This is a genomic window from Sorangiineae bacterium MSr12523 (genome assembly GCA_037157775.1).
GTDB classification, from domain to species: domain Bacteria; phylum Myxococcota_A; class Polyangia; order Polyangiales; family Polyangiaceae; genus Pendulispora; species Pendulispora brunnea.
The window spans coordinates 9,250,232-9,272,541 of sequence record CP089982.1; the positions used below are offsets into that span (position 1 = coordinate 9,250,232).

19 protein-coding genes and 1 tRNA gene are annotated in these 22,310 nt (G+C 65.7%); 8 read left to right on the top strand and 12 right to left on the bottom strand.

Annotated elements, in window-relative coordinates:
- Positions 1–4: 4 nt before the first annotated feature.
- Entirely contained in the window at positions 5–1,258 is a 1,254-nt protein-coding gene (locus LZC95_35980) for an FAD-dependent oxidoreductase (GenBank protein WXA91839.1), read from the bottom strand.
- Positions 1,255–2,205, bottom strand: coding sequence for a proline racemase family protein (locus LZC95_35985; GenBank protein ID WXA91840.1), 951 nt, complete (start codon positions 2,203–2,205; stop codon positions 1,255–1,257). Before LZC95_35985 ends, LZC95_35980 begins: the two co-directional genes overlap by 4 nt.
- 82 nt (positions 2,206–2,287) lie before the next feature.
- Here LZC95_35985 and LZC95_35990 point away from each other — a divergent pair, with 82 nt between their 5' ends.
- Positions 2,288–3,028 (top strand): AraC family transcriptional regulator, encoded by a 741-nt coding sequence (locus LZC95_35990; protein ID WXA91841.1) that lies wholly within the window; start codon positions 2,288–2,290, stop codon positions 3,026–3,028.
- On the opposite strand, the gene LZC95_35995 is transcribed toward LZC95_35990, so the two are convergent.
- Positions 2,994–3,854 (bottom strand): arylamine N-acetyltransferase, encoded by an 861-nt coding sequence (locus LZC95_35995; protein WXA91842.1) that lies wholly within the window; start codon positions 3,852–3,854, stop codon positions 2,994–2,996. The genes LZC95_35990 and LZC95_35995 overlap by 35 nt on opposite strands.
- A gap of 74 nt (positions 3,855–3,928) precedes the next feature.
- Between LZC95_35995 and LZC95_36000 the strand changes: the two genes are divergently transcribed.
- Positions 3,929–5,425 (top strand): CehA/McbA family metallohydrolase, encoded by a 1,497-nt coding sequence (locus LZC95_36000; GenBank protein ID WXA91843.1) that lies wholly within the window; start codon positions 3,929–3,931, stop codon positions 5,423–5,425.
- On the opposite strand, the gene LZC95_36005 is transcribed toward LZC95_36000, so the two are convergent.
- The 4 genes from LZC95_36005 to LZC95_36020 all read right to left on the bottom strand — a co-directional run bounded on the left by LZC95_36005 (position 5,419) and on the right by LZC95_36020 (position 10,610).
- The gene (locus tag LZC95_36005; GenBank protein ID WXA91844.1) at positions 5,419–6,291 is read right to left on the bottom strand and encodes a N(4)-(beta-N-acetylglucosaminyl)-L-asparaginase; all 873 of its coding nucleotides are present in this window, start codon (positions 6,289–6,291) and stop codon (positions 5,419–5,421) included. The two genes, LZC95_36000 and LZC95_36005, sit on opposite strands and share 7 nt — an antisense overlap.
- A gap of 110 nt (positions 6,292–6,401) precedes the next feature.
- On the bottom strand, positions 6,402–7,625 hold the full coding sequence (locus tag LZC95_36010; protein WXA91845.1) for a DUF790 family protein: 1,224 nt from the start codon (positions 7,623–7,625) through the stop codon (positions 6,402–6,404).
- Positions 7,612–9,012, bottom strand: a complete 1,401-nt coding sequence (locus tag LZC95_36015; GenBank protein WXA91846.1) for a DEAD/DEAH box helicase family protein — start codon at positions 9,010–9,012, stop codon at positions 7,612–7,614. Before LZC95_36015 ends, LZC95_36010 begins: the two co-directional genes overlap by 14 nt.
- Complete coding sequence (locus tag LZC95_36020) at positions 9,009–10,610, bottom strand: metallophosphoesterase (protein ID WXA91847.1); 1,602 nt, start codon at positions 10,608–10,610, stop codon at positions 9,009–9,011. Before LZC95_36020 ends, LZC95_36015 begins: the two co-directional genes overlap by 4 nt.
- A gap of 99 nt (positions 10,611–10,709) precedes the next feature.
- Between LZC95_36020 and LZC95_36025 the strand changes: the two genes are divergently transcribed.
- Positions 10,710–11,990, top strand: a complete 1,281-nt coding sequence (locus tag LZC95_36025; GenBank protein WXA91848.1) for a phytase — start codon at positions 10,710–10,712, stop codon at positions 11,988–11,990.
- Between the two features lie 264 nt (positions 11,991–12,254).
- Here the strand turns inward: LZC95_36025 and LZC95_36030 are convergent.
- A tRNA-His gene (locus LZC95_36030) sits at positions 12,255–12,331 on the bottom strand.
- 200 nt (positions 12,332–12,531) lie between these two features.
- Here LZC95_36030 and LZC95_36035 point away from each other — a divergent pair.
- Together LZC95_36035 and LZC95_36040 are read left to right on the top strand one after the other, a co-directional pair.
- On the top strand, positions 12,532–13,707 hold the full coding sequence (locus LZC95_36035; GenBank protein WXA91849.1) for a cystathionine gamma-synthase: 1,176 nt from the start codon (positions 12,532–12,534) through the stop codon (positions 13,705–13,707).
- Positions 13,708–13,793: 86 nt separating this feature from the next.
- Positions 13,794–14,375, top strand: a complete 582-nt coding sequence (locus tag LZC95_36040) for a hypothetical protein (protein WXA91850.1) — start codon at positions 13,794–13,796, stop codon at positions 14,373–14,375.
- A 17-nt stretch (positions 14,376–14,392) separates the two neighbouring features.
- On the opposite strand, the gene LZC95_36045 is transcribed toward LZC95_36040, so the two are convergent.
- Both LZC95_36045 and LZC95_36050 read right to left on the bottom strand, forming a co-directional pair.
- Positions 14,393–14,890, bottom strand: a complete 498-nt coding sequence (locus tag LZC95_36045; protein WXA91851.1) for a tetratricopeptide repeat protein — start codon at positions 14,888–14,890, stop codon at positions 14,393–14,395.
- Positions 14,887–15,372 carry an acyl-CoA thioesterase gene (locus LZC95_36050; protein WXA91852.1) on the bottom strand — a complete coding sequence of 162 codons (486 nt, stop codon included), beginning with the start codon at positions 15,370–15,372 and terminating at the stop codon, positions 14,887–14,889. Before LZC95_36050 ends, LZC95_36045 begins: the two co-directional genes overlap by 4 nt.
- 134 nt (positions 15,373–15,506) lie before the next feature.
- On the opposite strand from LZC95_36050, the gene LZC95_36055 reads away from it, so the two are divergent.
- The 3 genes from LZC95_36055 (at position 15,507) to LZC95_36065 (ending at position 18,057) form a co-directional block, all read left to right on the top strand.
- Positions 15,507–16,184 carry a hypothetical protein gene (locus tag LZC95_36055; protein WXA91853.1) on the top strand — a complete coding sequence of 226 codons (678 nt, stop codon included), beginning with the start codon at positions 15,507–15,509 and terminating at the stop codon, positions 16,182–16,184.
- Between the two features lie 81 nt (positions 16,185–16,265).
- Complete coding sequence (locus LZC95_36060; GenBank protein WXA91854.1) at positions 16,266–16,799, top strand: hypothetical protein; 534 nt, start codon at positions 16,266–16,268, stop codon at positions 16,797–16,799.
- A gap of 7 nt (positions 16,800–16,806) precedes the next feature.
- The gene (locus tag LZC95_36065; GenBank protein WXA91855.1) at positions 16,807–18,057 is read left to right on the top strand and encodes a hypothetical protein; all 1,251 of its coding nucleotides are present in this window, start codon (positions 16,807–16,809) and stop codon (positions 18,055–18,057) included.
- Here LZC95_36065 and LZC95_36070 read toward each other — a convergent pair.
- Positions 18,043–21,534, bottom strand: coding sequence for a serine/threonine-protein kinase (locus LZC95_36070; protein ID WXA91856.1), 3,492 nt, complete (start codon positions 21,532–21,534; stop codon positions 18,043–18,045). The genes LZC95_36065 and LZC95_36070 overlap by 15 nt on opposite strands.
- Positions 21,531–22,256: a sigma-70 family RNA polymerase sigma factor gene (locus LZC95_36075; protein WXA91857.1), complete on the bottom strand. Its 726-nt coding sequence runs from the start codon at positions 22,254–22,256 to the stop codon at positions 21,531–21,533. Before LZC95_36075 ends, LZC95_36070 begins: the two co-directional genes overlap by 4 nt.
- Between the last annotated feature and the right edge of the window lie 54 nt (positions 22,257–22,310).

Here is a 22,310-nt window from a genome sequence, read left to right on the forward strand (position 1 = left end):
ATTTTTAGCGATATCGGTCCGGGCTCAGTGCCCGAATATCCATTGAGGGCGTTTCGCCCGAGACGATTTCCGCCACCAGCTTGCCCGTGATGGGACCGAGGCTGACGCCCATCATGGCGTGCCCGGTGGCGGTGCACAGATTGTCATGGCGCGATGAGCGCCCCACGTAGGGAAGACCATCGGGCGAACACGGGCGCAGCCCGCACGACGGGGGCACGCCGTCGAAGTCGCTCTCGGTGAACTCCGGGTAATAACGCGTGGCCGCGCGGACGATGCCGCGCACGCGCACGGCATCGATGCTCGTGTCGATGCCCGACAGCTCCATCGTGCCGCCGAAACGCAGCGCATGGCCCATGGGTGTCACGGCAACGCGTGCCTCGGTGAGGATGGCGCACGTCTTGGGCAAGCGGCGCGGGTTGGGCAAGGTCACGCTGTATCCCTTTCCCGCCTCCATCGGAATGGCCAACCCGAGTTCGCGCGCCACCTTGTCGGACCACACGCCCGCGCAGAGCACGTACTCGTCGCCGGTGTGCTCGCCCGCGTCGGTGAGCACGGCCTCGATGCGACGGTCCGCCGTGCGAAAGCCCGTGACGTCCGTTCCCCAAAGCACGCGCACGCCGGCTTTCTGGTTGTACGCGAGAAGCGCATGCATGAGTTTTGCCGGTGTGAGATGGCAATCCATCGGATAATGCACCCCACCCGCCGCCTCCATGCGGATGTCCGGCTCCAACGCCGCGAGCTGCGCGGCATCGAGCACGGTCGCGGGAATGTCCAGAGCGCGAGCCTGCTCCGCGATTGCCGCCTCCTCGGCCAGCCCGTGCTCCGTTTGGCAGAGCATGAGAAGCCCTTTTTTCACGAGGCCGATCTCACCGGGCGATTGCGCATCGAGCTCCTCGAAGCAACGCCGGCTCGCGCGGTGAAGATGGCTCAAAAGCGGCGCGGCCGCCTGCACGCGGGCCGCGTTGGCCGCGCGCCAGAACTTGATGCCCCACCCGAATAGATCCGCGCGAAGGCGAGGCCGCACGTAGAACGGGCTCTCCGGATTCCACATCCAGCGAAGGCCCAAGGCCACCATGCCGGGCGCCGCCAGCGGCACGAAGTGGCTCGGCACCACCATGCCCGCATTGACGTACGAGCATCCTTCGCCTGGCCCCGCCGCGCGATCCAGCACCGTCACGCGATGGCCCTTTTTCGCCGCGTAGTACGCGACGGAGAGCCCCACCACGCCGGCCCCCACGACTACGAGGTGTTTGCTCATCGCGACCCGATGCCCCAAACGAGAGGATCGCGCTCGTCGAGGATCAAGGTGCCCTCGCCGGTGATGTGCGCGGCGCCGGTGATCTCCGGGAGCACATGGCCCGGCCGCGTGGGGTCGACGGTGAAGCGGCCCTCGAACACGCTGCCCGTGATGCTCTCCTGGTGCCAAACCTCCCCGGGGAGAAGCTTTCCATCGGCGTGCAGGCACGCCAGCTTCGCGCTGGTGCCCGTACCGCAGGGCGAGCGATCGTAGGCCTTGCCCGGGCACAGCACGAAATTTCTGCTGGCACGCGGTGCGCGGTTCGAGGGGCCGAACACCTCGATGTGGTCGATCTCCGCGCCGTCCTTGCCCGTGATGCCCGACGCCGACAGCGCCTGGCGCACGCGCCACGTGAAGTCCGTCAGCGCCTCCACGTTGGCCAGCTCGATGCTCGAGGCGTGGTTCTCGATCAAGAAGAACCAGTTTCCACCCCACGCCACATCGCCGCTCACCGCGCCGAATCCCTTCACCTCGACGCGCACGCCCGCGGTCAAGCGGTAGCTCGGTACGTTGGCGATGGTCACGCGCCCGTCCGAGTGAAGCTCCGCGGTGACCACCCCCACCGGCGTTTCGATCCGGTGCAAGCCCGTTCCGATCCGGCCCAGATGGGCCAAGGTCACCACCAGGCCAATCGACCCGTGACCACACATTCCCAAGTAGCCGGCGTTGTCGAAAAAGATGACCCCTGCGACGCAATCGGGCAACGTCGGCTCGCACAGCAGCGCACCCACCGTCGCCTCCGAGCCGCGGGGTTCGCGCACCACAGCGGTACGAATGCGGTCGTGCTCCGCGCGGAACCGCTCCCGCCTTTCCGCGAGGCTGCCGGCCCCCAATGCGGGCCCGCCCTCGAGGATTACGCGTGTCGGCTCACCTCCCGTGTGGGAGTCCACCACCCGGATTCGTATCATGCATTGACCGTACCCCTCGTGTCTTGTTCCGTCTTGAACGATTGGGCGATCGCTTACACGGAAATCAGCATATTATATTCGCATGCCGAATGCCGAGAGCCTATCGCGCTGGGCCAACCTCTTGGCCGACCCCGTTCTCCTGCAACACTTGTTCGACAAGCTTCCCGACGCCGTCTTCTTCGTGAAGGACCAGACGGAGCGTTACGTCATGGTCAATGAGACGCTCTTGGCGCGGTGCGGAATCGCGCACAAGTCGGACTTGATTGGACGCACCGCCGAGGAGGTTTTCCCCGCGCCGCTGGGCGCCGGATACACGGCGCAAGATCGGCAGGTGCTTCGCACGGGGCGCGAGATCCAGGACCGCCTGGAACTTCATATGTACCCCAATGGCCGACAGGGCTGGTGCCTCACGTTCAAAACGCCGCTCCGCGAGCGCAACGGTGACGTGGTGGGCCTCGTGGGCATCTCCCGCGATTTGCATCGGCCCAACGAGCAGCATCCGGAATACGGGCACCTGGCCGAGGCGCTCGATTTTCTGCAAACGCGCTTCGACGAAGCGGTGCGACTCGAGGAGCTCGCGCGCAAGGTGGGGCTTTCGATGGATCGCTTCGAGCGGCTCGTCTCGCAGGTGTTCCACCTCACGCCGCGCCAGTTGCTGACGAAGATCCGCATCGAGGCCGCGTCACGCCTTCTGCGCGAAGGTGACGAAGGCATTGCGGCCATCGCACACGCGTGTGGCTACAGCGATCATAGCGCCTTCACGCGTCAATTCCGCAGCACGGTGGGCGTCACCCCGCTGGCTTTTCGGCGTTCGCAGCCGTGACCAATCGTTGCAGCGCCGGCTCCAAATCCGGCGAATCGGGAAGCTGAATCCCAAAGTTGCCCTCCAGCGTCGCCCGCAACTCCGCCGCGCTGGTGAGCGTGCGGCGCTCGGACGGGCGATCCAAATGATGAATCGCGAGCTCGTTGTTGCGGAGCGCATACCGCTTTCCGGGCTGCGGGCGCGCCACCATGAAGGTGCTCAAGAAGTGCGACTTGGGATGGGTGCACAGGTACCAACTCGATATTTCGTAATCCTGCACGAACTGCGGCGTCCGATCGAAGCGATAGACGCGCCGCCACTCATTGCCCGTGCGAACGTCCAGGATGAAGCCGACGCCCATCACGTCGTCGGTGGGCCGCAATCGAAAATGCTCGTGCGGGGTGGGAACTTCGATGTTCGGCTGAAACGGAAGAGGCCCCGTGAGGGTCGTACCGCCGAACCCCACATCGGCCAGGTATTCCCCTTCCTTCAGCGCGACGCAAAGCAGCATGTGCGAACGCGGCGTAATGACGCCGTCCTCGTTCCGCCCCCATAAAACGCGCGCGGCGTAGCTCGTGACGTGAAAGCCCAAGGTCTCGAGCACGTGACGAAACAGCGTATTTTGCTCGTAACAGTACCCTCCACGCCGCTCCACCACGAGCTTTTGCTGGAGGGACTCCGGATCGAGCCGCACCGGGCGATGCAAAAATGGATCGATGTTCTCGAAGGCGATGGCCTGCGGGTGCGCGAGGTGCAACGCGCGAAGCGTCTCCAGAGTTGGCGCGCGAGGTCCCGTGTAACCAATTCGTTGGAAATATGCATCCAGATCGATGGAATTCGACGCCATGGAACGATCGTAATAGGGCGCACTGGCCGCGGAGTTAAGTATGCTCCGCCCCAACCGTGAGAGGAGATTGAACTATGGATCGCGCCAATTTGCGACACCTTGGCGTCGTTGCATCGCTAGGAATGGCCTTCGCCGTGTTGCCCGCCGATGCGGCCGAGGCATCGCCTGCGAACGAAGAGGTCCGCGTCATCACGGGCCGTTTCGAACCAGGCGCGCCCGATTGGGGCTACGTGCCCGTCGACATTCCCGCGGGCGTGAGGGAAATCGCTGTTCGCTATTCGTACGATCGGCCTTCGACGCCGCCGGGGGTGCCGGGCAACGCCCTCGATATCGGAATGTTCGACAACGATGGATACGAGCTGGGCAATGCCGCGGGATTCCGTGGTTGGTCCGGTGGTGCACGCGACAACTTCACCATCAGCGCGAGCGATGCGACGCCGGGCTACATCCCCGGCCCTATCACGCCGGGACGATGGAACGTCATTTTGGGACCGTACACCGTGGCGCCGCAGGGCCTGGAGTGGCGAGTGGAAGTCACACTGCGTTATGGGGAGCCGGGGCCGGCGTTCGTTCCGCACTACAGCCCGACGCGCATTCCGGGTCGCGGCCCTGGATGGTACCGCGGCGATTTGCACGTGCACTCCGTGTACTCCGACGGCAAGCGAACGGCCGCGGAGGTGGCCGCGGCGGCGCGGGCGAGCCAGCTCGATTTCTTCGTCTCGACGGAGCACAACACGCAGAGCGCTCACGCCGTGTGGGGCGATTACGCCGGCTCGGATCTGTTGATCGTGACCGGTGAGGAGGTCACCACGCGAAATGGCCACTTGGTCGCGGCCGGTCTCACGCCCGGCCAATGGATCGATTGGCGTTACCGCGCGCAAGACGGGCAGCTTCCGCGATTCCTGAGGGAGATTCATCGCTCGGACGGATTGGCCATTGCCGCGCATCCTTATGCCACGTGCGGTGCGTGCGATTGGAAATTCGGATACGACGGTGTCGACGCCGTCGAGATCTGGAATGGGCCGTGGACACCCGACGACGAGCAGGCCGTGACCTTGTGGGACGGCATGCTGCGCGACCACGTGCAAGGCAAAGGTCCCCGCAGGTGGCGCCCCGCGGTGGGAAGCAGCGACGCGCACCGCGAGCCGCAGATCGTCGGGCTACCGCAAACGGTGGTCGAGGCGAACGAATTGAGCCGGCGTGCGATCCTGGACGGCGTGGCGGAGGGCCGTAGTTACATCGCGGAATCGCCGAGTGTGAAGCTCGAGATGAACGCGCAACACGGGCTCTTTCACGCGGGCATCGGCGAGCGCCTCTTGGCGTTCCCGCACAGCATGGTGGGCGTCACGGTGACCGTGGCCGGCGCGCCGGGAACCACCGTGCGGCTCGTGACCGACCGAGGCGAGGCGCAGACGTTCCCGGTGGCTTCCGCCGATTCGACGACGTTCACGTGGACGACGTTCGCGCGCGATGCGGCCTACGTGCGCGCGGAGGTGCGCCGGAACGGAACCGAGGCGGTGGCGCTGAGCAATCCCATCTTCGTGGGATTGCCGATTCACCCTATTCAATAATGGCTTTTGCCATCGAGCAGCGCATTTCGTGAGGCGGTACGTACGGCGTAGTTGAAGCCTTTTTGAAGGCAATATGCGCCGTACTCGCCGCTCTTGGAGAGCGCGAGAAAGCCTACTTGGATGTCGCGCGATTTCTTGGGCTGCCGCTCCACGATGCGCTCGACGGCCAAGCGACAGGCGTCCTCGGGCGAGTGCTTCTGCCGCATCAACTCGACCACGAGGTGGCAGCCGACGATCTTGACCACTTCCTCGCCCACCCCCGTCGCCGTGGCCGCACCAATCGCGTTGTCGACGTAAAGGCCCGCACCAATGATGGGCGAATCGCCCACCCGGCCGTGCATCTTGAAGGCGAGCCCGCTGGTGGTGCACGCTCCAGAGAGATTGCCGTTTTGGTCCAAGGCGATCATCCCGATGGTGTCGTGATTTTCGACGTTGATGACCGGTTTGTATTGCGACGTCTTCTGCCACTCCCGCCACGCTTTTTCGGATTCGGGGGTGAGCAGGTTTTCCTTTTTGAAGCCGCTCTCCAGCGCAAATTGCAAGGCGCCGTCGCCGACCAACATGACGTGCGGCGTGTTCTCCATGACCTTCCGCGCCACGGAAATGGGATGCATGATGTGCTCGAGGCCTGCGACGGAGCCGCAGTTCCCCTGTTCATCCATGATGCATGCATCCAAGGTGACGTGGCCATCGCGGTCGGGCCGGCCGCCGTAGCCGACGGTGGTCACGTTGGGATCGGCCTCGGGAACGCGAACGCCGGCCTCCACGGCGTCGAGCGCGCGCCCGCCCGTCGAGAGCACCTTCCACGCCGCTTCGTTGGCGGGCTGGCCGAAATTCCAAGTCGATAACACGATGGGCTTGGTCACGTTGCCTCCTGTGGTACTTGCGGGGCGCCCCACGGCGGCGGGGGAGCCGCACCCGAAAAGCGCGGAAACCGAGGAAAGTACCGATAGCTTCAACCATTCACGACGCGTCGTCATCGATCCTCGCGAGGGCTAACCAGTCGCTCGAGGCGCTCGGCGATGGTGCGCGCATTCATCGCGCCCTTGTACACGTAGAGTGCGCTGGGCAAATCGTCGCCCAGCACGTCCTCGCTCACGCGAAGGCGCGAGCTCACGGCAAAAAGAATGTGCTGCGCGAGCCCGGCCTGCACCAGCTCGATGCGCTTCCACACGGCGGCGCGACTCCAATAGCCCATGGCCTCGAGGTGCACCGTCTCGCGCCGACCATCGCGGGTGCGCTCGAAGACCAGATCCGGCACGCACAGACCGACCCCGGGCAGCTCGAGGATCTCCGCGCTCGGTGACACCGTCCACGGCGTGCCCAAGGCGGAAAAGGTGCGCACCAAGGTCTCGAGCTCGTCGGGCAGCACGGGCTCGCCGTCGGTCACGCCGGCACCACCCTCGAGGCGAAATGTCAGCGGCGTGCGCTCTTTGCCCCAGCGGACGCTCGCCTCGAGCTTCCACGCGTCGCAGGCATCCAGCGCCGGCAACACCAGCGCGAGCTGCAATCCATACTTGGTCACTGATTCGAAAAGGCTGAAGGGCCCGTCGATGACCACGCGATGCCCCTCGTCGGTCTTCTCGATGGTGTGGAGCAGCCGCAAAAACTTCAGCCGCCGAAAGAAGGCCCTCAACGCACCGGCCGACGCACAGCGCACGTCCACGCGCACGCTGACCGCGCGAAGAAGCACGGCCTGCGCCTGCGCCCGCTCGTACGACGCCACCAAGGTCTTCGCGCCCGGAGCATCCACCGCGAGGAGCTTGTGCGCACTGCGCAGATCGGAAAAGAGAGCGCGCTCGATGACCTCGCGCGATGTCTCCCGCTCGCGTGCAATCTCGTCCAAGACGGTATCCCGGTCGAAGTGCGCGCCATCGTCCAACGCGGCACGCGCCGCGCTCGCGCGACGGAAGACATCGTGGCGCAGCGCCTCCGGATCGATGTCGTCCGAGGCGTCGAACTCGCACCGATCCTCGACCAGCTTGGCCAGCCCCGCCTTGAGCCGATGCTCGCGCGGCTCGACGTCGATGCCATCGATGGCCGCGTCGAACTCTTCGCGCGTGCGTCCCACGTGTGCACGTGCCGCGTCGAGGATGTGCCCGGCGAGAACCTCCGCGCGCGCTCGGGCCGGCCGATCGAGTGCGACCAACCGCAGCTCCCCGGCACGACGCCGCGCATGCACCAGATCAACGGTAAGCACTGTGCTCCCGGCGTCGGTCGCTGGTGAACGTCTCGGTCGTCGAGGCGGTGACGAGCTCGTAGAGTACGGCGCGCTTGTCGCCCTTTTTTCGCAGAATGCGCCCGAGCCGCTGGACGTGCTCGCGCACCGAGCCGCTGCCCGAGAGGATCACGGCCACGTTGGCATCGGGCACGTCGACGCCCTCGTTGAGCACCTTGGAGGTGGCCAACGCGCGGTACGTCCCCTCGGAAAACGCCTTCAAAATGGCGCTCCGCTCGCGCACCTTCGTCTGGTGCGTGAGCACCGGCACGAGAAAACGCCGCGCGATGCCGTACGCGGTGGCGTTGTCCTGCGTGAACAAAATGGCCCGATCGCGCCGGTGCAGGTGAAGGAGGTACGAGAGGTATTCGAGCTTCGCCTTCGGCGCAAAGGCCAGCTCGCGCTGCCGGCGGTAAGCCGACATGGCCCGTCGCCCCGCGGCGCTTTGCGAGGACATCATGATGAACTCGCCCCACCCCGAGGGGCGGCTCATTCGAATGCCGTGGCTCTGCACGAAGTCACGGTAAATCGCGCGCTCCGCGTCGTGCTCCTCGCGCTCCTCGGGCGTGAGCTCGATGGAGACGCACTCCGTCTCGTACTCCGCGAGGTACTCGCCCGACAGCTCGACGATGTCCTTGCGGTACGCCATATCGCCAATGAGCTCGGAGAGCAGTGCCTCCCGCCCGTCGGCGCGCTCCGGCGTGGCGGTGAGCCCGAGCCGGTAGGGCGCGAGGCAGGCGCGCGCCGCCAGCGAATAGGCAGCACTCGGCAGATGGTGGCACTCGTCGAAGACGATCATGCCGAAGCGCGCCCCGAGGTGCTCGGCATGCAGGTACAAGGAATCGTACGTGGTCACGGTCAGCGGCTGCACGTCGTGATCGCCGCCGCCGACGAGCCCCACGTGCACACCGAACGACGTGGCGAGAAGGTCCATCCACTGACGCACGAGGTCCAGGGTGGGCGCAACGACGAGGGTGCTGCGCCGCTTGTCGTCGATGGCCATCAGCGCCACATGGCTCTTGCCCGCGCCGGTCGGCAACACGACGAGCCCGCGTCCACGCTGCGCGCGCCAGGCCTCGACGGCCTCGCGCTGATACGGGCGCGCCTCACGGTGCACGCGCAGACCGCCTTCGAGCTCGAGGTAGCGCCGCGCTCCATCCTCGTAGGGCAGCTTCGCGGCCACCAGCCACCGCACGATGGGCGCATAGGCAACCGCCGGCGCGCGATGGCATTCCGTCCGCTCGTCCCACGCGATCTCCGCCGGAACGGCGGCGCTGCGTGGAAAGTCGGTCGCCGCAAGCGGCGAACCTCCGGGTGCCAATCCGCGGATTTCGAGGGTGCCGGATGCGAACGAAAGCGCGATGGTCATGCCGTTTCCAACGGCCAATGTATCCGCAAAAGCCTCCGCGCCGGGCAAAACGGAACCACCAGGGCCACGCCATCGTCCGCGGGCTCCAGCCGAACGGGCCTCTCCTGCCCCGTGTTGAGATCGGTGAGCGTGCCAAAGGTGATCTCCGCCGCCCGCGGCAAGCCGCGCAGCACCAGGCGCGCGAGCCTCGCACCGCGACGCACCTTCAGGCTCACCGATTGGAACGGTGAGAACGCCTCGCCGAGATGCCGCCGACGCGCCTCGCCCACGTTGCGAACCAGCGCCGAGGTCGCCCGGTACGACGTTTCCCCGGGCTGCACGAGCAACGTCACGCGTCCGCTGGGCTCCACGCCGACGCGCTCTCCCGTGATTCCTGCGCGCGGCAATGCCTCGAGCGGCTCTTGGTACGGCCGCACCGAATTGTGCGGCGCGCCGAGCCGGCGAACGCACGACACGTCCCAGAGCCCCACCCCTCCCGGAGTCAGAAGGAACTCCGCTTCGTCGGACTCCACGCGCACCTCGGAGATGACCGGCCCCTGCACGGGCGCTCCGTCCCACGAAGGCCCCTTGCGCGTGGCCCGAGCGAGCGTCTGACGCACATTGGGGCGGGTGCCCTTGGGCGAGAAGAAAATCGTCTCGATGGAGACGTCGTCCCCGCGAAACGTCACCGCATTGAACGAAGGCCACAGAAACGTGCGCTCCTGCGGGCCCAGCGCGCGGTAATGCTCGAGGGTCCCCGAGCTTCCCGCGGACGCGATGAGCACGTCCCCATCGCCCGCCTGCGTCGCACGAAGCAACCGCGCCGTTGGGTAGTGCTTGTGCCCGTGCAGAACCACCGTGGCCGAGCCCAGCGAATTCAAGAGGGTGAGCGTCGTTCCCGCGCCCAGCGCGGTCATGAACAGCTCTTCGCGATCGGCAAAGGACACGAGCCATGGCAGGAAGCGCTGCACGAAGGTCCGCTCGAACCATGTCGTGTGGGACGTATCCATCACGCCCACGTCGGTGACGGGGGTCGGAACCAAGTGGTGATGCAGCAGAAGGACGACCGGCTTGTCGCAGCCGACGATGCCCGGCACCGCCAGCAGATCCGTCGTGCGAAAGAGGCCGCCCGCGGAGACCTTCCCCTCGATGGCGTGGGTGGAATCGTAGGCCACCACCTGCACGCCAAGCACACTGGAGAGCTCATGCACCGGATGCGCGAGCGGCTCGTCGGCGTTGGGGGCATGCACGTAGGTGCACCCATCGCCCGACACCGCGGCCGCGAGATCCTGCATCGCGCGCGTGCTCCAGGGCGCGAAGACGCCGCCGATGCGGCGATCGTGGTTGCCCGGAAGAAGGACGATCGGTGCCGAGCCGAGGACCTGCCGCAGGTCGCCCACGAAGCTTTGAAAGACTTCGGCAATGCGCTCGGGGGGCGTCTCCGAGCTGTCGATCAGGTCACCGGTGACCACAAGGCCCACGCGCACATCCGGCCCTGCCTCTTCGACGACCGTTCCCACGGCCTTGCAGAGGAGTTGGCGGAGAAGCGGGCCGGGATCCCGTTCTTTGTTCTGGCAAAAGTGTAAGTCGGAAAGATGCAGTAGAAGCGCGTCGCTCACGGTCACGGCGACCATACTTCAACAGCCCGACCTCGAGGCACTCTTCGTTTGCAGGATTGACACACGCCGGTCACCCGTCGTCGCATACATCGCTCAGCCATGAACCTGCGCCACATTTCGATTGCGTTTAGCGCATGGGCCACGCTGCTCGGCGCATGCCACACCGACGAACCGATCACGGCGGCGGCGGAGACGCCAAACGAGTCGGAGCCCGCCGACATGGACGATCCCGCCGTGTGGGTGCATCCGACAACACCGGGGCAATCGCTCATCGTGGCTGCCGCCAAAAAGGGAGGTATGCGCGTCTACGATCTCGACGGCCACTTGGTGAAGACTTATCCGAGCGATGGCAATCGATTCAACAACGTGGATGTGCAATACAATTTCGATTTGGGCGGAACCTCGGTCGACATTGCCGTCGCAAGCGATCGACTGAAGGACAAACTTCGTATTTGGAAGATCGACCCGGCAGCGGAAAACGGTCCGCTGGTGGACATCACCGATCCCGACATCGCGCGACTTTTCCCGACCCGCCCGGATCCGGCGGATCGTGAGCACAAGACGGTGCAGAATCCGAATGACGGAAAGAATACCGCTTACGGACTGACGCTTTATCGCGACAAGGCGAACGATAAATTCTACGTACTGGTCAATCAGAACAACGAAGCGGTGATTGCCCAATTCGAATTGGTCGCACGGCCCGGCGGGCGAGTGGGCATGGCGCCGATTCGGAATTGGATATTCCCTTATGTGTACGAGAATCAAGATCTCACGCAGAAGGACGAGACCGATCCCACGAAGGATTTTAGTCCGCAGTTCGAGGGGATGACCGTCGATCAGCCGCGCGGCATTCTCTACGCGGGGCAGGAAGACGTAGGCATCTGGCGCGTCGACCTACGCAGCGGCATCGCCGATGCGCGTCCCTTCTACGAGACCACCGCCTTCGACCGAGGCAGCAAGGTGGCCCGCGACGTGGAGGGGCTCACCATCTTTTACGGGGCGGGCGGCAAGGGTTACCTGATCGCCTCGAGCCAAGGCAAAGCCCACGGCGAGCCTCCGGTGGCTCCGCAGCCGGGTCTCGACGACACCTTCGCCGTCTTCGCCCGCGAAGGCGACAACGCCTACCTCGGCAGCTTCTCCATCGCCGCAAACCCCGATCTAGGCATCGACGCCGTCCAAGAGTGCGACGGCGCCGACGTCACCAACGTCGCCCTCCCCGGCTACCCCCACGGCCTCCTCATCACCCAAGACGGCTACAACGACGACAACTTGAGCGGCGACCCCAAAGCCACCAACCTCAAGCTCACCCCCTGGGACCGCATCGCCCTCCCCCAAGGCTGGCTCCTCGACTCCAAGTACAACCCCCGCACCCAAGAATAACCCCGCCCCGGCACCGTGGAGCGCGACACCATGGAGCGCCGGCATCCTGCCGGCGGTCCGCCACCTTCCAGGTGGCTCTCGTCAATGTCGTCGCCGGCTGGAAGCCGGCTAACCGCCGGCAAGATGCCGGCGCTCCATCACGCGAAGCTCCATCACGCTCGCGATACCAACGGGGTTCGCTCGTTCCTGTACGGAGGCTTTGCGAAGTACAGGAACGACGAACCCCGGAGCGAGTCCGAAGGGAACGAACGTTCCCTGAGGAAATGGGGTGACCGACGGGGTTCGAACCCGCGACAGCCGGAGCCACAATCCGGCGCTCTACCAAGCTGAGCTACGGCCACCATGCGACGTTGACGTGCTGTCTCCGTCTCACGGCGGCCCTTGTAGCGCACTTGTGCGGGAAGGACCAGGGGTACGGCAGAGAAACGTCACAAGGCCGTTCCGGCTCGGAAAAAATGCCCCGAAAGCGCCGAGCTCACCTTCACGATCTCCCGACGTGGCCACGCCAACCCCGGCCCGGCCATGTTAGAGACCGAGCACGATGAGCGATCTGGACCCTTCCACGTTGAAGCTCGACACCCTTTGCATCCACGCCGGCCAAGAGGCCGACCCGCTCACGGGCGCGGTCATGACCCCCATCGTGCTCTCGAGCACCTTCGCGCAGGACGGCCCCGGCGAGCACAAAGGTTACGACTACTCGCGCGCTGGGAACCCCACGCGCAACGCACTCGAAGCGTGCTTCGCCGCCCTGGAAGGCGGGCGCCACGGCATCGCCTTCGGCAGCGGGTGCGCCGCCACCATGGCGCTCATCCTCACGCTCAAGGCGGGCGACCACGTCCTCGTCGGCGACGACGTCTACGGTGGCACCTTCCGCATCTTCGACAAGGTGATGAAGCAGTTCGGCATCGACGCCACCTTCCTCGACATGAGCGACCCGGCCCACGTCCGCGCCGCCCTTCGCCCGCAAACGCGCATGATCTGGATGGAGACCCCATCCAACCCGATGTTGAAGATCTTCGACATCGCCGCCATCGCGGACATCGCCCGCAAAGCGCAGTTGCCCCTCGTCGTCGACAACACCTTCGCCACCCCGGTGCTTCAGCAGCCGCTCTCCCTTGGCGCCACCGCGGTCGTGCACTCCACCACGAAGTACCTCAATGGCCACTCGGACGTCGTCGGCGGGGCCATCATGACCAGCGACGATGCCCTCGCCGAACGCCTCCACTTCGTTCAAAAAGCCGCTGGCGCGGTACCGAGCCCGTTCGACTGCTACCTCGTCCTTCGCGGCGTCAAGACGCTCGCGGTGCGAATGGAACGACACGTCGCGAGCGCCCGCAAAGTCGCCGAACGACTTACCTTGCATCCGCAGGTCGCCCGCGTTCACTACCCGGGGCTACCGAGTCATCCGGGGCATGCCCTCGCATCGAAGCAGATGTCCGGCCCCGGCGGCATGCTCAGCTTCGAACTTCGCGGCGGCCTCCCCGCGGCCACCGCCTTCCTCAAGGCGCTCCGCATTTTTGCCTGCGCCGAAAGCCTCGGTGGCGTCGAATCCCTCGCGGAACATCCCGCGATCATGACCCATGCGAGCATCCCCGCCGAAGCCCGCGCACAACTCGGCATCGGCGACGGCCTCCTCCGACTCTCCCTCGGCATCGAGAGCTCGGACGACCTATGGGCCGACCTGGAGCGCGGCTTCGCGGAAGCCAAGCGCATCTAACTTCGCGTGCCGACGCCCCATCGGTTATCCTTACTCGGCTTGGCCGAGCTTCGGTCGTCCCCGGGGACCCACGAGGAGACATGAGAATGCGCTTGTCGAAGAATTCGACGAAGGTTTTCGCGACGACGTCCACCCTTCTTCTTGCAGCCCTTTTGGGAATCGGCTGCTCCGATTCGAAGCCCGCAACGCCGAAGGTGGCCATCGAGTCCTTCCTTGGGCCGGGCACCGAGACGAACGTCAACACGTCCAACAAGTGCCTGCTGCGGTCCGAAGCTTGGGCGACCATCGGCAATCCTGACAACACCACCGTCGAAGATGGCACGCCCGTCGACGGTTCCCACGTCACCGTGGAGTGCGAGGTCAGGCCCGATGGCGACGGCTTCTACGTCAAGGCCAGCGGCCTGATTCAAGGCCGCAAAGGCTTCAACGTCAGCGGACACTTCACGGCCACGGGCGATCAGAACGTCCTCGCCACGTGGACGGATCCGAGCACGGGCATCTTCCAGCAGGACAACTGCATCGCCAAGTACGACCATTCGCCGCAGGGTGTTGCGGCCGGCCGCGTATGGGCGCAGGTCACCTGCCCGCATGCGGCGCTCCAGGGCACCTCGGACCGCATCTGCCAAGGCACGTCCGAGTTCCGCTTCGAGAACTGCGCGCAAGACTGAGCGCGCAGTTCCCGCTTCTACATCTCCGACAAGATGCCGCGGACTTCCTCCGCGACTTCGAACTCGGGTTGCGTCTCGAGAAACGCGTTCAAGTACTTCTTGGCCGCCACCGTCTCGCCGCGCGCCAAGTAGGCGAGCCCCACGGCGTGCAGCGCATCGCCGTCGCCGGGGCTCTGCGAGAGCGCCTCCATGCCCTCGCGCACGGCCTCCTTCGTATCGCCCAAGATGCGAAGAACATGTGACAGCGCCACGCGCGCCCCGAGGTGCGTCGGCGATACCCGCAGGCACGCGCGGTACGCATCGCGCGAGGGCTCGATCTCGCCGCTTTCGTACAGGGCAATCCCCGCCAGGTAAAAGGCGTACGGGTTGGTCGGGTCACGTTGCAAAACGTTGCGCAGCGCAACGAGGGCCTCACGGAAGCGCTCCTCGTGCAACAGCTCGGAGGCCTCCTCGACCGCCTCCCAATGCGCCGCATCCCTTCCCTCGTCGTTGGCCGGCTTCGGACGCAAGCTCATGGCGCTTCTCCCATCTCTGACTCGACGTTCTCGGTTTCCATGCGGGGCGACGCCAAATCGCGGCCCCGCGGCGGTTGCAGGAATGCGACGCGAACCGCATCCGGAATGCGGGTCGGCCGCCCCTTGGCCGCATCGATGAAGCCCCATGTCGTCGATGCCTTGGCCAGCAGAGCTCCGTCCGCGCAATTGCGGACTTCAGTCATGCGAATACATTTCGCGGCCTGTGCGCTGGCGACCCACGTTCGCACCTCAAGCCTGTCACCGCGTAATGCCGGACGCAGATAATCGACTTCGTGACGCCTCACCACGAACACCGCACCCAGTTCTTGGTACGCACCATAGCCAAGCCCGACCGCCTCGGAATGGGCCACCGCCACGTCCTGGACCCAGCGAACATAAGCGATATTGCTCGCGTGACCGAGTGCGTCGATGTCGTCCGAGGTGACCTCGATGGTGTGTGCGAAAATGGGTTCTGAGTGCACGTCACCCTTCGTATACGTCGAAAAGTGGCTCGCAGGGCACGGAATGTGCGTTGTTACGCTTCATGGGTCTGCGCGACTGGCCGGGTTTGCCAGGGGGGATTGAAGCTTGGGCGACGTTCCGTGAGATGTATCTGATGCCGCGCGACATCGCGCCCATCCTGCCCGAGGCCCAAGCCGGCGACGACGTCGTCGTCCTGGTGCACGGCTTCTTCGCCAGCGCGGGTGTCTTTCGCCCGATGCGCAAGCGCATCGAGGCGGAGACCGGCGCGCGCGTTGCGAGCTTCACGCATCTTCCCGGCGTCGGCGTTCGCCGCATCGCCCTCAGCCTGACGAAGCTCGTCGATCGCATCCCGCGCGGCGTGCGCGTGCACCTGGTCGGCCATAGTTTGGGCGGCCTCGTGGCCCGCTGGTACGTCGAGGAGCTCGGCGGCCACATGCGCGTGGCGCAGACCATCTCGCTCGCGAGCCCGTTCGGTGGTGCGCGCGCCGCGGAGCTTTTCCCTTATTTCGTCGGCGCCGACTTGCACCCCGGAAGCGAAGTGCTCGCGCACATGCGCACGCGACGGCCGGCGGACGTACCGCACACCTCCATCGTCGGTACGGCCGACCGCATCGTGCACCATAGTGCCGGTGTCTTCGCCCACGGAGAGCACATCGTGCTGCCGGGGCGCGGTCACAACACGCTCCTTTACGACACCGAGGTCATGAATCTCATCGTGGCGCGCATCCGCCGCCTGCAACGCTCGAATCCAGCGCCGGAAGCCTCCAGTCCCGTGCTCGAAGCCTCGAATACGGCGACAGAAGCCGCGTGACGTGCTAGCCACACGGGCGACGTGCGCACCTCCGCCCTTCGCTTTGCCGGCCTAAAGGCCTCTTTCCTATGTGCTTTCGCGTTGGCTTCGGCCCTCCCCAGGATAGCCAAGGCTGACCCCACCTCGTGGCTCGCCGTCGGCGGTGGCTTCGGCCTTCAGCGCGATGGCGCCACGGATACGATGGACCGCGCGGGCACGCTGAACGCGACCTTCGGCGTGGGAACGTCGCCGAACGCGCGCGTCGTCGTCGGTGGCGTCGTTCGCTCGGTGACGTACTTCTCCCTCGGCACGGATCTGGGCCTCGCCGCCCGTATCACCAGCGGCGGCTTCTCCCGCGGTGATTGGGGCCTCGCCTTCGACGCCGGCGTCGCGGCCCGCCTCTGGAAAGATGGCGATCACGGCCGCACGCCGCTCCAGGCGGTCCTCACCCTGGGCATGCCTTGGGGCCCGCAGCTGGCCGTGGGCGCGCAATTCCTGAGCCTTGCCGGGAATACGGGCACGGCAGGCGGGTTCGTTGCACTGGAGATCGATTTCTTACGCCTTACCGTCATGCGCAAAGGCTCGACGGACGCTTATTGGTTCAACCCTTCTCCCGCCGGGGGACGCGAACAGTAGTCTTTTCATGCAACACCGAACTTACTTGGCCGCGCTGCTGTTGGCGTTGATGGCCTGCAGTGATGATCCGCCTCCTTCACCACCCGATGATTCGAAGATAAGACTCTGGGGGGTCGTCTCCAGGAACGACGAGCCCATGGCGGGCGCACGCGTTCTTCTCAATTCGGAGCCCACCTACCGTCGCTTCGACGACGCGCAATTTCCCGCAGTGGCCATCACCGGCCCCCGCGGCTACTTCGAATTCGAGCGTGTCCACAAGCAGGTCAGGGCTCTCCACGATCTCTCGGTCCGGGACGACTCCCTCGGCCGCCCGCTGATCACGCGGTTTCTGAACCTCGCGGACCTGGAAGGCGCGGGTCTTTTCCTTTCGGGCGAGCGCCCGCGTCCAGCCTGGTCCACCTCGGTGTTCACGAGCATCCTGAATCTGCCGGCGAATGCGCGCGTCTTCTACATCGCATTCGGCCACGTGATCGGCGTTCAGCAAGACGACGGCTTGGTGATCCGATGGAACGGTGTCTACCAGGATGACGTGTTCATTCGGGCCATCGTGTACGAAGAAGACGGCACCACCCACTTGCCGCTTCGCTACCTCGGGACGGCGAGCAACTGGGTGCGCGTGACCCACGAGCAGCCGACGCATTGGCTCGCCTCGTTCGCCCCCATCGCCACCTCGGAAACGGAATTCCAATTGTCGCCGCCCGACAACGCTCCACCGCCGGACAGCGTGGAGGGCTCCATTTTCGTGGATGCAGGCGATGGCAGCAACGCCCGCGAGATCGGCCATCTCTCGAGCGCCACGGGCAAGGTGACCTTGCCGAACTTCCCCGGCGTTCGCTACACGCTGCGCGCCGAGCAGCGGGCGGCGGCGGGACGGAGTCGTCTTTTTCGGTACTTTGGCCCCGGCGACACGTCGGTGCAGATGAAGTTCACCAACCCGCCCAAGCTGCTCGACGCCCCGGCGCACGGAGCCACGATCGAGCGTGATGCCACGCTTCGCTGGCAAGGCGACGGCCTCACGCGCATCGTGCTCGATGCCGGAAGCGCCTTCCGCCTCGAGACCTATACGGCGGCCAAAGAGTGCACGTTGCCCAGTGCCGCGCTCGACTTGCTCGGGGTCACCGTGGCCCCGAACACGCCGATCCAGGTCACCGTCACGAGCTACCCTTGGCACGGGAACATCAATGACACGGCCATCAATTTCCGCGCCGAGGACCAAGACGCGGCCGACGCGCCCGCGTTGCCGCTAGTGATCCATTGAGCGAGGACAGCCGAGGGCGCGGCTGCGTCGCTCGGCCTCGCGCGCGCTCACCGAAGCGGGCTTCGCGTTGCCCCATCGCTCTGTGACGAAGCGGTACGCGTCGCAGGCAGCGGGCACGTCGCCGAGCTGCTCGCGCGCGATGCCCAGCCACAATTGCGCGTGCACGTGCATCGCACCGTGGTGGAGCGCCTGACAGCTCCGCGTCGCCGTCTCGAGCAGCGGCGCAGCACGCACGACGTCGCCCGCGGCCAAGCGCAGATGGCCCTCGTAGGCCTCCATCGCGCCGATGTTGTGGTTGCGCGCGCGCGGAACCTCGGAGTAATCCGCGGCCAGGCGCGGATCGAGAAGCAACGCCTCCGCCGCATGGTTGCGGATGCCCGCCATGGGCCCCCAGCGAAAGATCCAGCGCTCGTACGCGTCCATGCGCACGCGATTCAGACGCTCCCACGTCTCGGTGGCCTCTTGCCAGCGTGTCATCGTGCGGCGATTCTGCCCGAAGGCCAGCGCCAGCAAGAACGGCTTCGGGTACTCCGTCGTGAGGTTCGATTCGCCGCGAACCCAAGCTTCGTTGCGGTGCAGAAAGCGCTCGGCCATGTTGCCCGCTTCCGTGTCGCGCCCCGTCTCCACCAGGGCATCCACCGACGTGAGCGTCGCGCACAGATGCGGATCGAGCGTGGCCGACCCCGTCGAATGGCGCTCCAACTCGTCGGCGAACTTGAGCGCGCCGTCGAAGTCACCCGTCCACACGGACAGCTTCGCCATGTCGCAGAGCCGCGTGGGCTCCCGGTCTGCCGGGGGCAAATGCTTCCATCGCAAGAGCAGCGCTTCCTCGATGGCCTCGCGCGATGCACCGCGCGCAGCGAGCGATGGCGCGAGCTCCTGATACGCCGCCGGTTCATCGGGCTCCCAGGAGATCCAACTGCGTGCGGAGGCAACCGCTTCCTCGCATCGACCGAGACGGCGAAGGGTGCCGCTGCGGATCTCCATGCAGTCGACCGCCCCCGGCGCAACGTCCAGGCATCGATCCAACGCTGCGAGCGACTCCTCGCCTCGACCGAGCCATACGAGAATTTGCGACTCCATCGAATAGGCGTCGGCGTACCCAGGATCGAGCTGGGTTGCCTTGCGAACCATGCCGAGGGCCGCTTCGAGCTGGTCGGCACGCATCGCGGTGCTGCGTCGCCGATCCACGTCGAGCACGTAGAGCTCCGCATCGTTGGGAAAGCGGCGAATGGCTTCGTCGAACGCGTGAATCGTTTCAGTTTCGCGAGGAGACTCGGGTGCAATGAGCAGCGCCCACGCATCGAGCACCACGCGATCGCGTTCGCTCATCGCATCGCGAAAGCCCATCGCACGTCGCAACTGCTCGCGCGCCCGCGACCTCGGCCAGAAGGAGTAGGCGAGCATGGTGATGCGAAGCTGCGGCTCCGGGCACATCGGATCGACCGCCGCCGACTGCTCGAAATAGCCGAGCGCGCGGCGGTATGCCGACTCGCGAAGCGCGCGCAGACCTTCCTTGTACAGCGACGCCGCGGCGGGCACGCACGATGGCGAGACCGGAAGGGCCGTCACCGGCACCGGGGGAGACGCCGTGGTCGACGCCGCTGTTCCGGCCGGAGAATCGTTCCGGCGCACGGAGCGAAAAACGACGACGGCGGTGGTGAGAGCCACCAAGGCGGTCAGGATGGCCGAGGCAAGCCATACGGCGTGCTTTCGTCCTTTCGCGGGCGGCGGCGCCAGGTCTTTGACGACGCTCGAGCGCTGCGTGCTCGCCGTGCTCGGCGCCAGCACCGGAATCAACGAGTCCATCGTGGGGTAGCGCTCATCGCGCTGCTTGCGCAGCGTCTTCAAGATGGCGCTGCTGACCTCCGATGGAAGCGAGGCGCGCACCGCATCGCTGGGATCGTCCGCGAGCACCGATGCGAGCATCTCCAGGGTGTCGTGCCCCGGCCAGGGAAGCCGCCCGGTGACCAGCTCGTATGCGGTCACGCCCCACGCGAACTGGTCGACCCGCCCATCGAGCGGCTCGCCGCGAATCTGCTCCGGCGCCATGTACGCCGCCGTCCCCATGATGCAATCGGGCACCGCGGTGGCGAGACCGAAGTCCAGGATCTTCACCGCGCCGTCGTCGGCCACCATGACGTTCTCCGGCTTGACGTCACCGTGAACGATTCCCGCATGGTGCGCTGCTGCAAGGCCGCGTGCGACCTCCCCCATCCAGCCGATGCGCCGGTCCAAGTCCGGCGACGATTCACCGACGTAGTCGCGCAGGCTTCGCCCGGTGATGTACTCCATCGCGAGAAAGGGCACACCCTCGTGCTCGCCCACGTCGTAGATGGTGACGACGTTGGGATGGCTCAACGTGGCCGCCGCACGCGCCTCGCGAAGCAGGTGCTCGGTGGCTTGCCCGTCGGCCGAACGGCGCAGCACCTTCAGCGCGACCTTGCGATCCAAGGTCGTATCGTGGGCCAAGTACAACTCGCCCATGCCGCCCATGCCGATGCGCCGGCCGAGCACGTAGCGACCGAAGCTCGTTCCCGATGCGAAGCGCGTGCTCTCGGGCGGCACGCGCTCGCGCACCGAGAGGCGCCGCAGCGAGGCATCGTTCGAGGTGTCCGCGGCGATGCGATCCAAGGTGTCGCGCACCACGACGGCGGACAGGGGGCGGTGCTCGCGCTCCTTGGAGAGCAAGCTTCCCACCAGGTCATCGAGCGCCGGTGGGACATCGGGGCGGAGCGAGGAAACGCGCGAGGGCTCGAGCAGCACCAGCTTGGCCAATGCCGTCAGGGCGCGTGAGCCCTCGAAGGCCTCCGTGTCGGTGAGGCAGCGAAAGAGCAGGCACCCCAGCGAAAACAGGTCCGCGCGCCCATCGAGATCGCGCACGCCGTGGGCCTGCTCCGGCGCCATGTAACCGGGCGTGCCGACGATGACGCCGGTCATGGTCGCATTCGTCTGCGAAGACTCCATCGAGCGCGCCAGGCCGAAGTCGGCAATCTTGGCTTTCTCGAGGTCGCCGCCGGGGAGCAGGACGTTGCTCGGCTTGATGTCCCGGTGCAGGATGCCAATCGCGTGCGCTGCCGCCAATGCATCGGCGATTCGCCGCGCGACGGTGATGACGTCGCACACGTCGAGTCGTTCGCGCCGCAGCTTCGACGCCAAGGTCTCGCCGTCCACCCACTCCATGGCCAAGTACGGCTGCCCCTCGTCGCCGATACCGTGGGCGATGTGGCGCACGATGGCCGGGTGCCGCAGCTTCTCCAGTGCGTCGGTCTCGGCGTCGAATCGCCTCAGCGAGCCAGGGCCCGTCCTGCGTACGACCTTGAGGGCGACGATCTCGCCCGAGCTCTGATCGAGCGCGCGGTAGACGATGCCCATGCCGCCGACGCCGGCTTCTTCTTCGATGCGGAATCGATCGGCGAAAAGCTCTTCATCTTTCGCACGCAATGCATCGACGAGTGAGCGCGAAACTCGTCTCAAAAGTTGACCCCCAACACAAAGCGAGCCTCCTCTTGCATCTCTTCTTGGCTGCCCGTGCTTTCACGAAGGGCGTCGAGGACCGCGGCCCGGAACTCGCGCCGGGCATAGGTGAGGCGGTTGTTCACGTCGCGCACGGAGATGCCCAACTGCTCCGCAATCTCCGCGTACGAGGGTCGCTCCGATTCGTCCTTCAAGTGAAACAATTCGAACACGCGGAAGTGTACCTCTTTACCCTGCCGCTGACACGCCGCTCGCAGCGATTCCACCGCCACTTCCAGCAGATTTCGCACCCACTCGACCTCGAAGACCTGTTCCGGGTCGGGCAGGGTGGAAGCTTCTTCCCCGAGCTCGTCTTCCGCCAACTTGAAGTCGAGCTGGAGGAGTTTGACGCCACCGCCACGCTTCTTCGCCTGGCCGTGCCTCCCGAGGTCGACCACCAGGCGGTCGACGCACACGCGCACGAAGGTGCGGAAGCGCGCCCGGCGCGGTTCGTAACCGCGGAACGTTTCTTTGTCGATCGTTCGCAGGAAGAACTCTTGGGTGATCTCCTCGGCCTCGGCCGGATCTTTGCGCCAGCGAAGTCGGACGTACTTGTAGATGGGCTTCCAGTACATGCGGGCGAGCACTTGAATGGATCGCGAGCGCAGCGCGGGATCCACGCTATGTACGCCGTAAACAGCCGACGGTGGCGTCGTCGGGAAATCTCCCCCGGCTCGATTCATGTTAACCAACCGATGATAGGGGCGCGCTGGCTCATTGAGGACTCGCGGGTTTCT

Excerpts from the sequence above, each read along its gene's own strand:
- LZC95_35980 (WXA91839.1), bottom strand. The coding sequence starts at position 1,258 with ATGAGCAAACACCTCGTAGTCGTGGGGGCCGGCGTGGTGGGGCTCTCC.
- LZC95_35985 (WXA91840.1), bottom strand. The coding sequence starts at position 2,205 with ATGATACGAATCCGGGTGGTGGACTCCCACACGGGAGGTGAGCCGACA.
- LZC95_35990 (WXA91841.1), top strand. The coding sequence starts at position 2,288 with ATGCCGAATGCCGAGAGCCTATCGCGCTGGGCCAACCTCTTGGCCGAC.
- LZC95_35995 (WXA91842.1), bottom strand. The coding sequence starts at position 3,854 with ATGGCGTCGAATTCCATCGATCTGGATGCATATTTCCAACGAATTGGT.
- LZC95_36000 (WXA91843.1), top strand. The coding sequence starts at position 3,929 with ATGGATCGCGCCAATTTGCGACACCTTGGCGTCGTTGCATCGCTAGGA.
- LZC95_36015 (WXA91846.1), bottom strand. The coding sequence starts at position 9,012 with ATGACCATCGCGCTTTCGTTCGCATCCGGCACCCTCGAAATCCGCGGA.
- LZC95_36025 (WXA91848.1), top strand. The coding sequence starts at position 10,710 with ATGAACCTGCGCCACATTTCGATTGCGTTTAGCGCATGGGCCACGCTG.
- LZC95_36035 (WXA91849.1), top strand. The coding sequence starts at position 12,532 with ATGAGCGATCTGGACCCTTCCACGTTGAAGCTCGACACCCTTTGCATC.
- LZC95_36040 (WXA91850.1), top strand. The coding sequence starts at position 13,794 with ATGCGCTTGTCGAAGAATTCGACGAAGGTTTTCGCGACGACGTCCACC.
- LZC95_36045 (WXA91851.1), bottom strand. The coding sequence starts at position 14,890 with ATGAGCTTGCGTCCGAAGCCGGCCAACGACGAGGGAAGGGATGCGGCG.
- LZC95_36055 (WXA91853.1), top strand. The coding sequence starts at position 15,507 with ATGCCGCGCGACATCGCGCCCATCCTGCCCGAGGCCCAAGCCGGCGAC.
- LZC95_36065 (WXA91855.1), top strand. The coding sequence starts at position 16,807 with ATGCAACACCGAACTTACTTGGCCGCGCTGCTGTTGGCGTTGATGGCC.
- LZC95_36075 (WXA91857.1), bottom strand. The coding sequence starts at position 22,256 with ATGAATCGAGCCGGGGGAGATTTCCCGACGACGCCACCGTCGGCTGTT.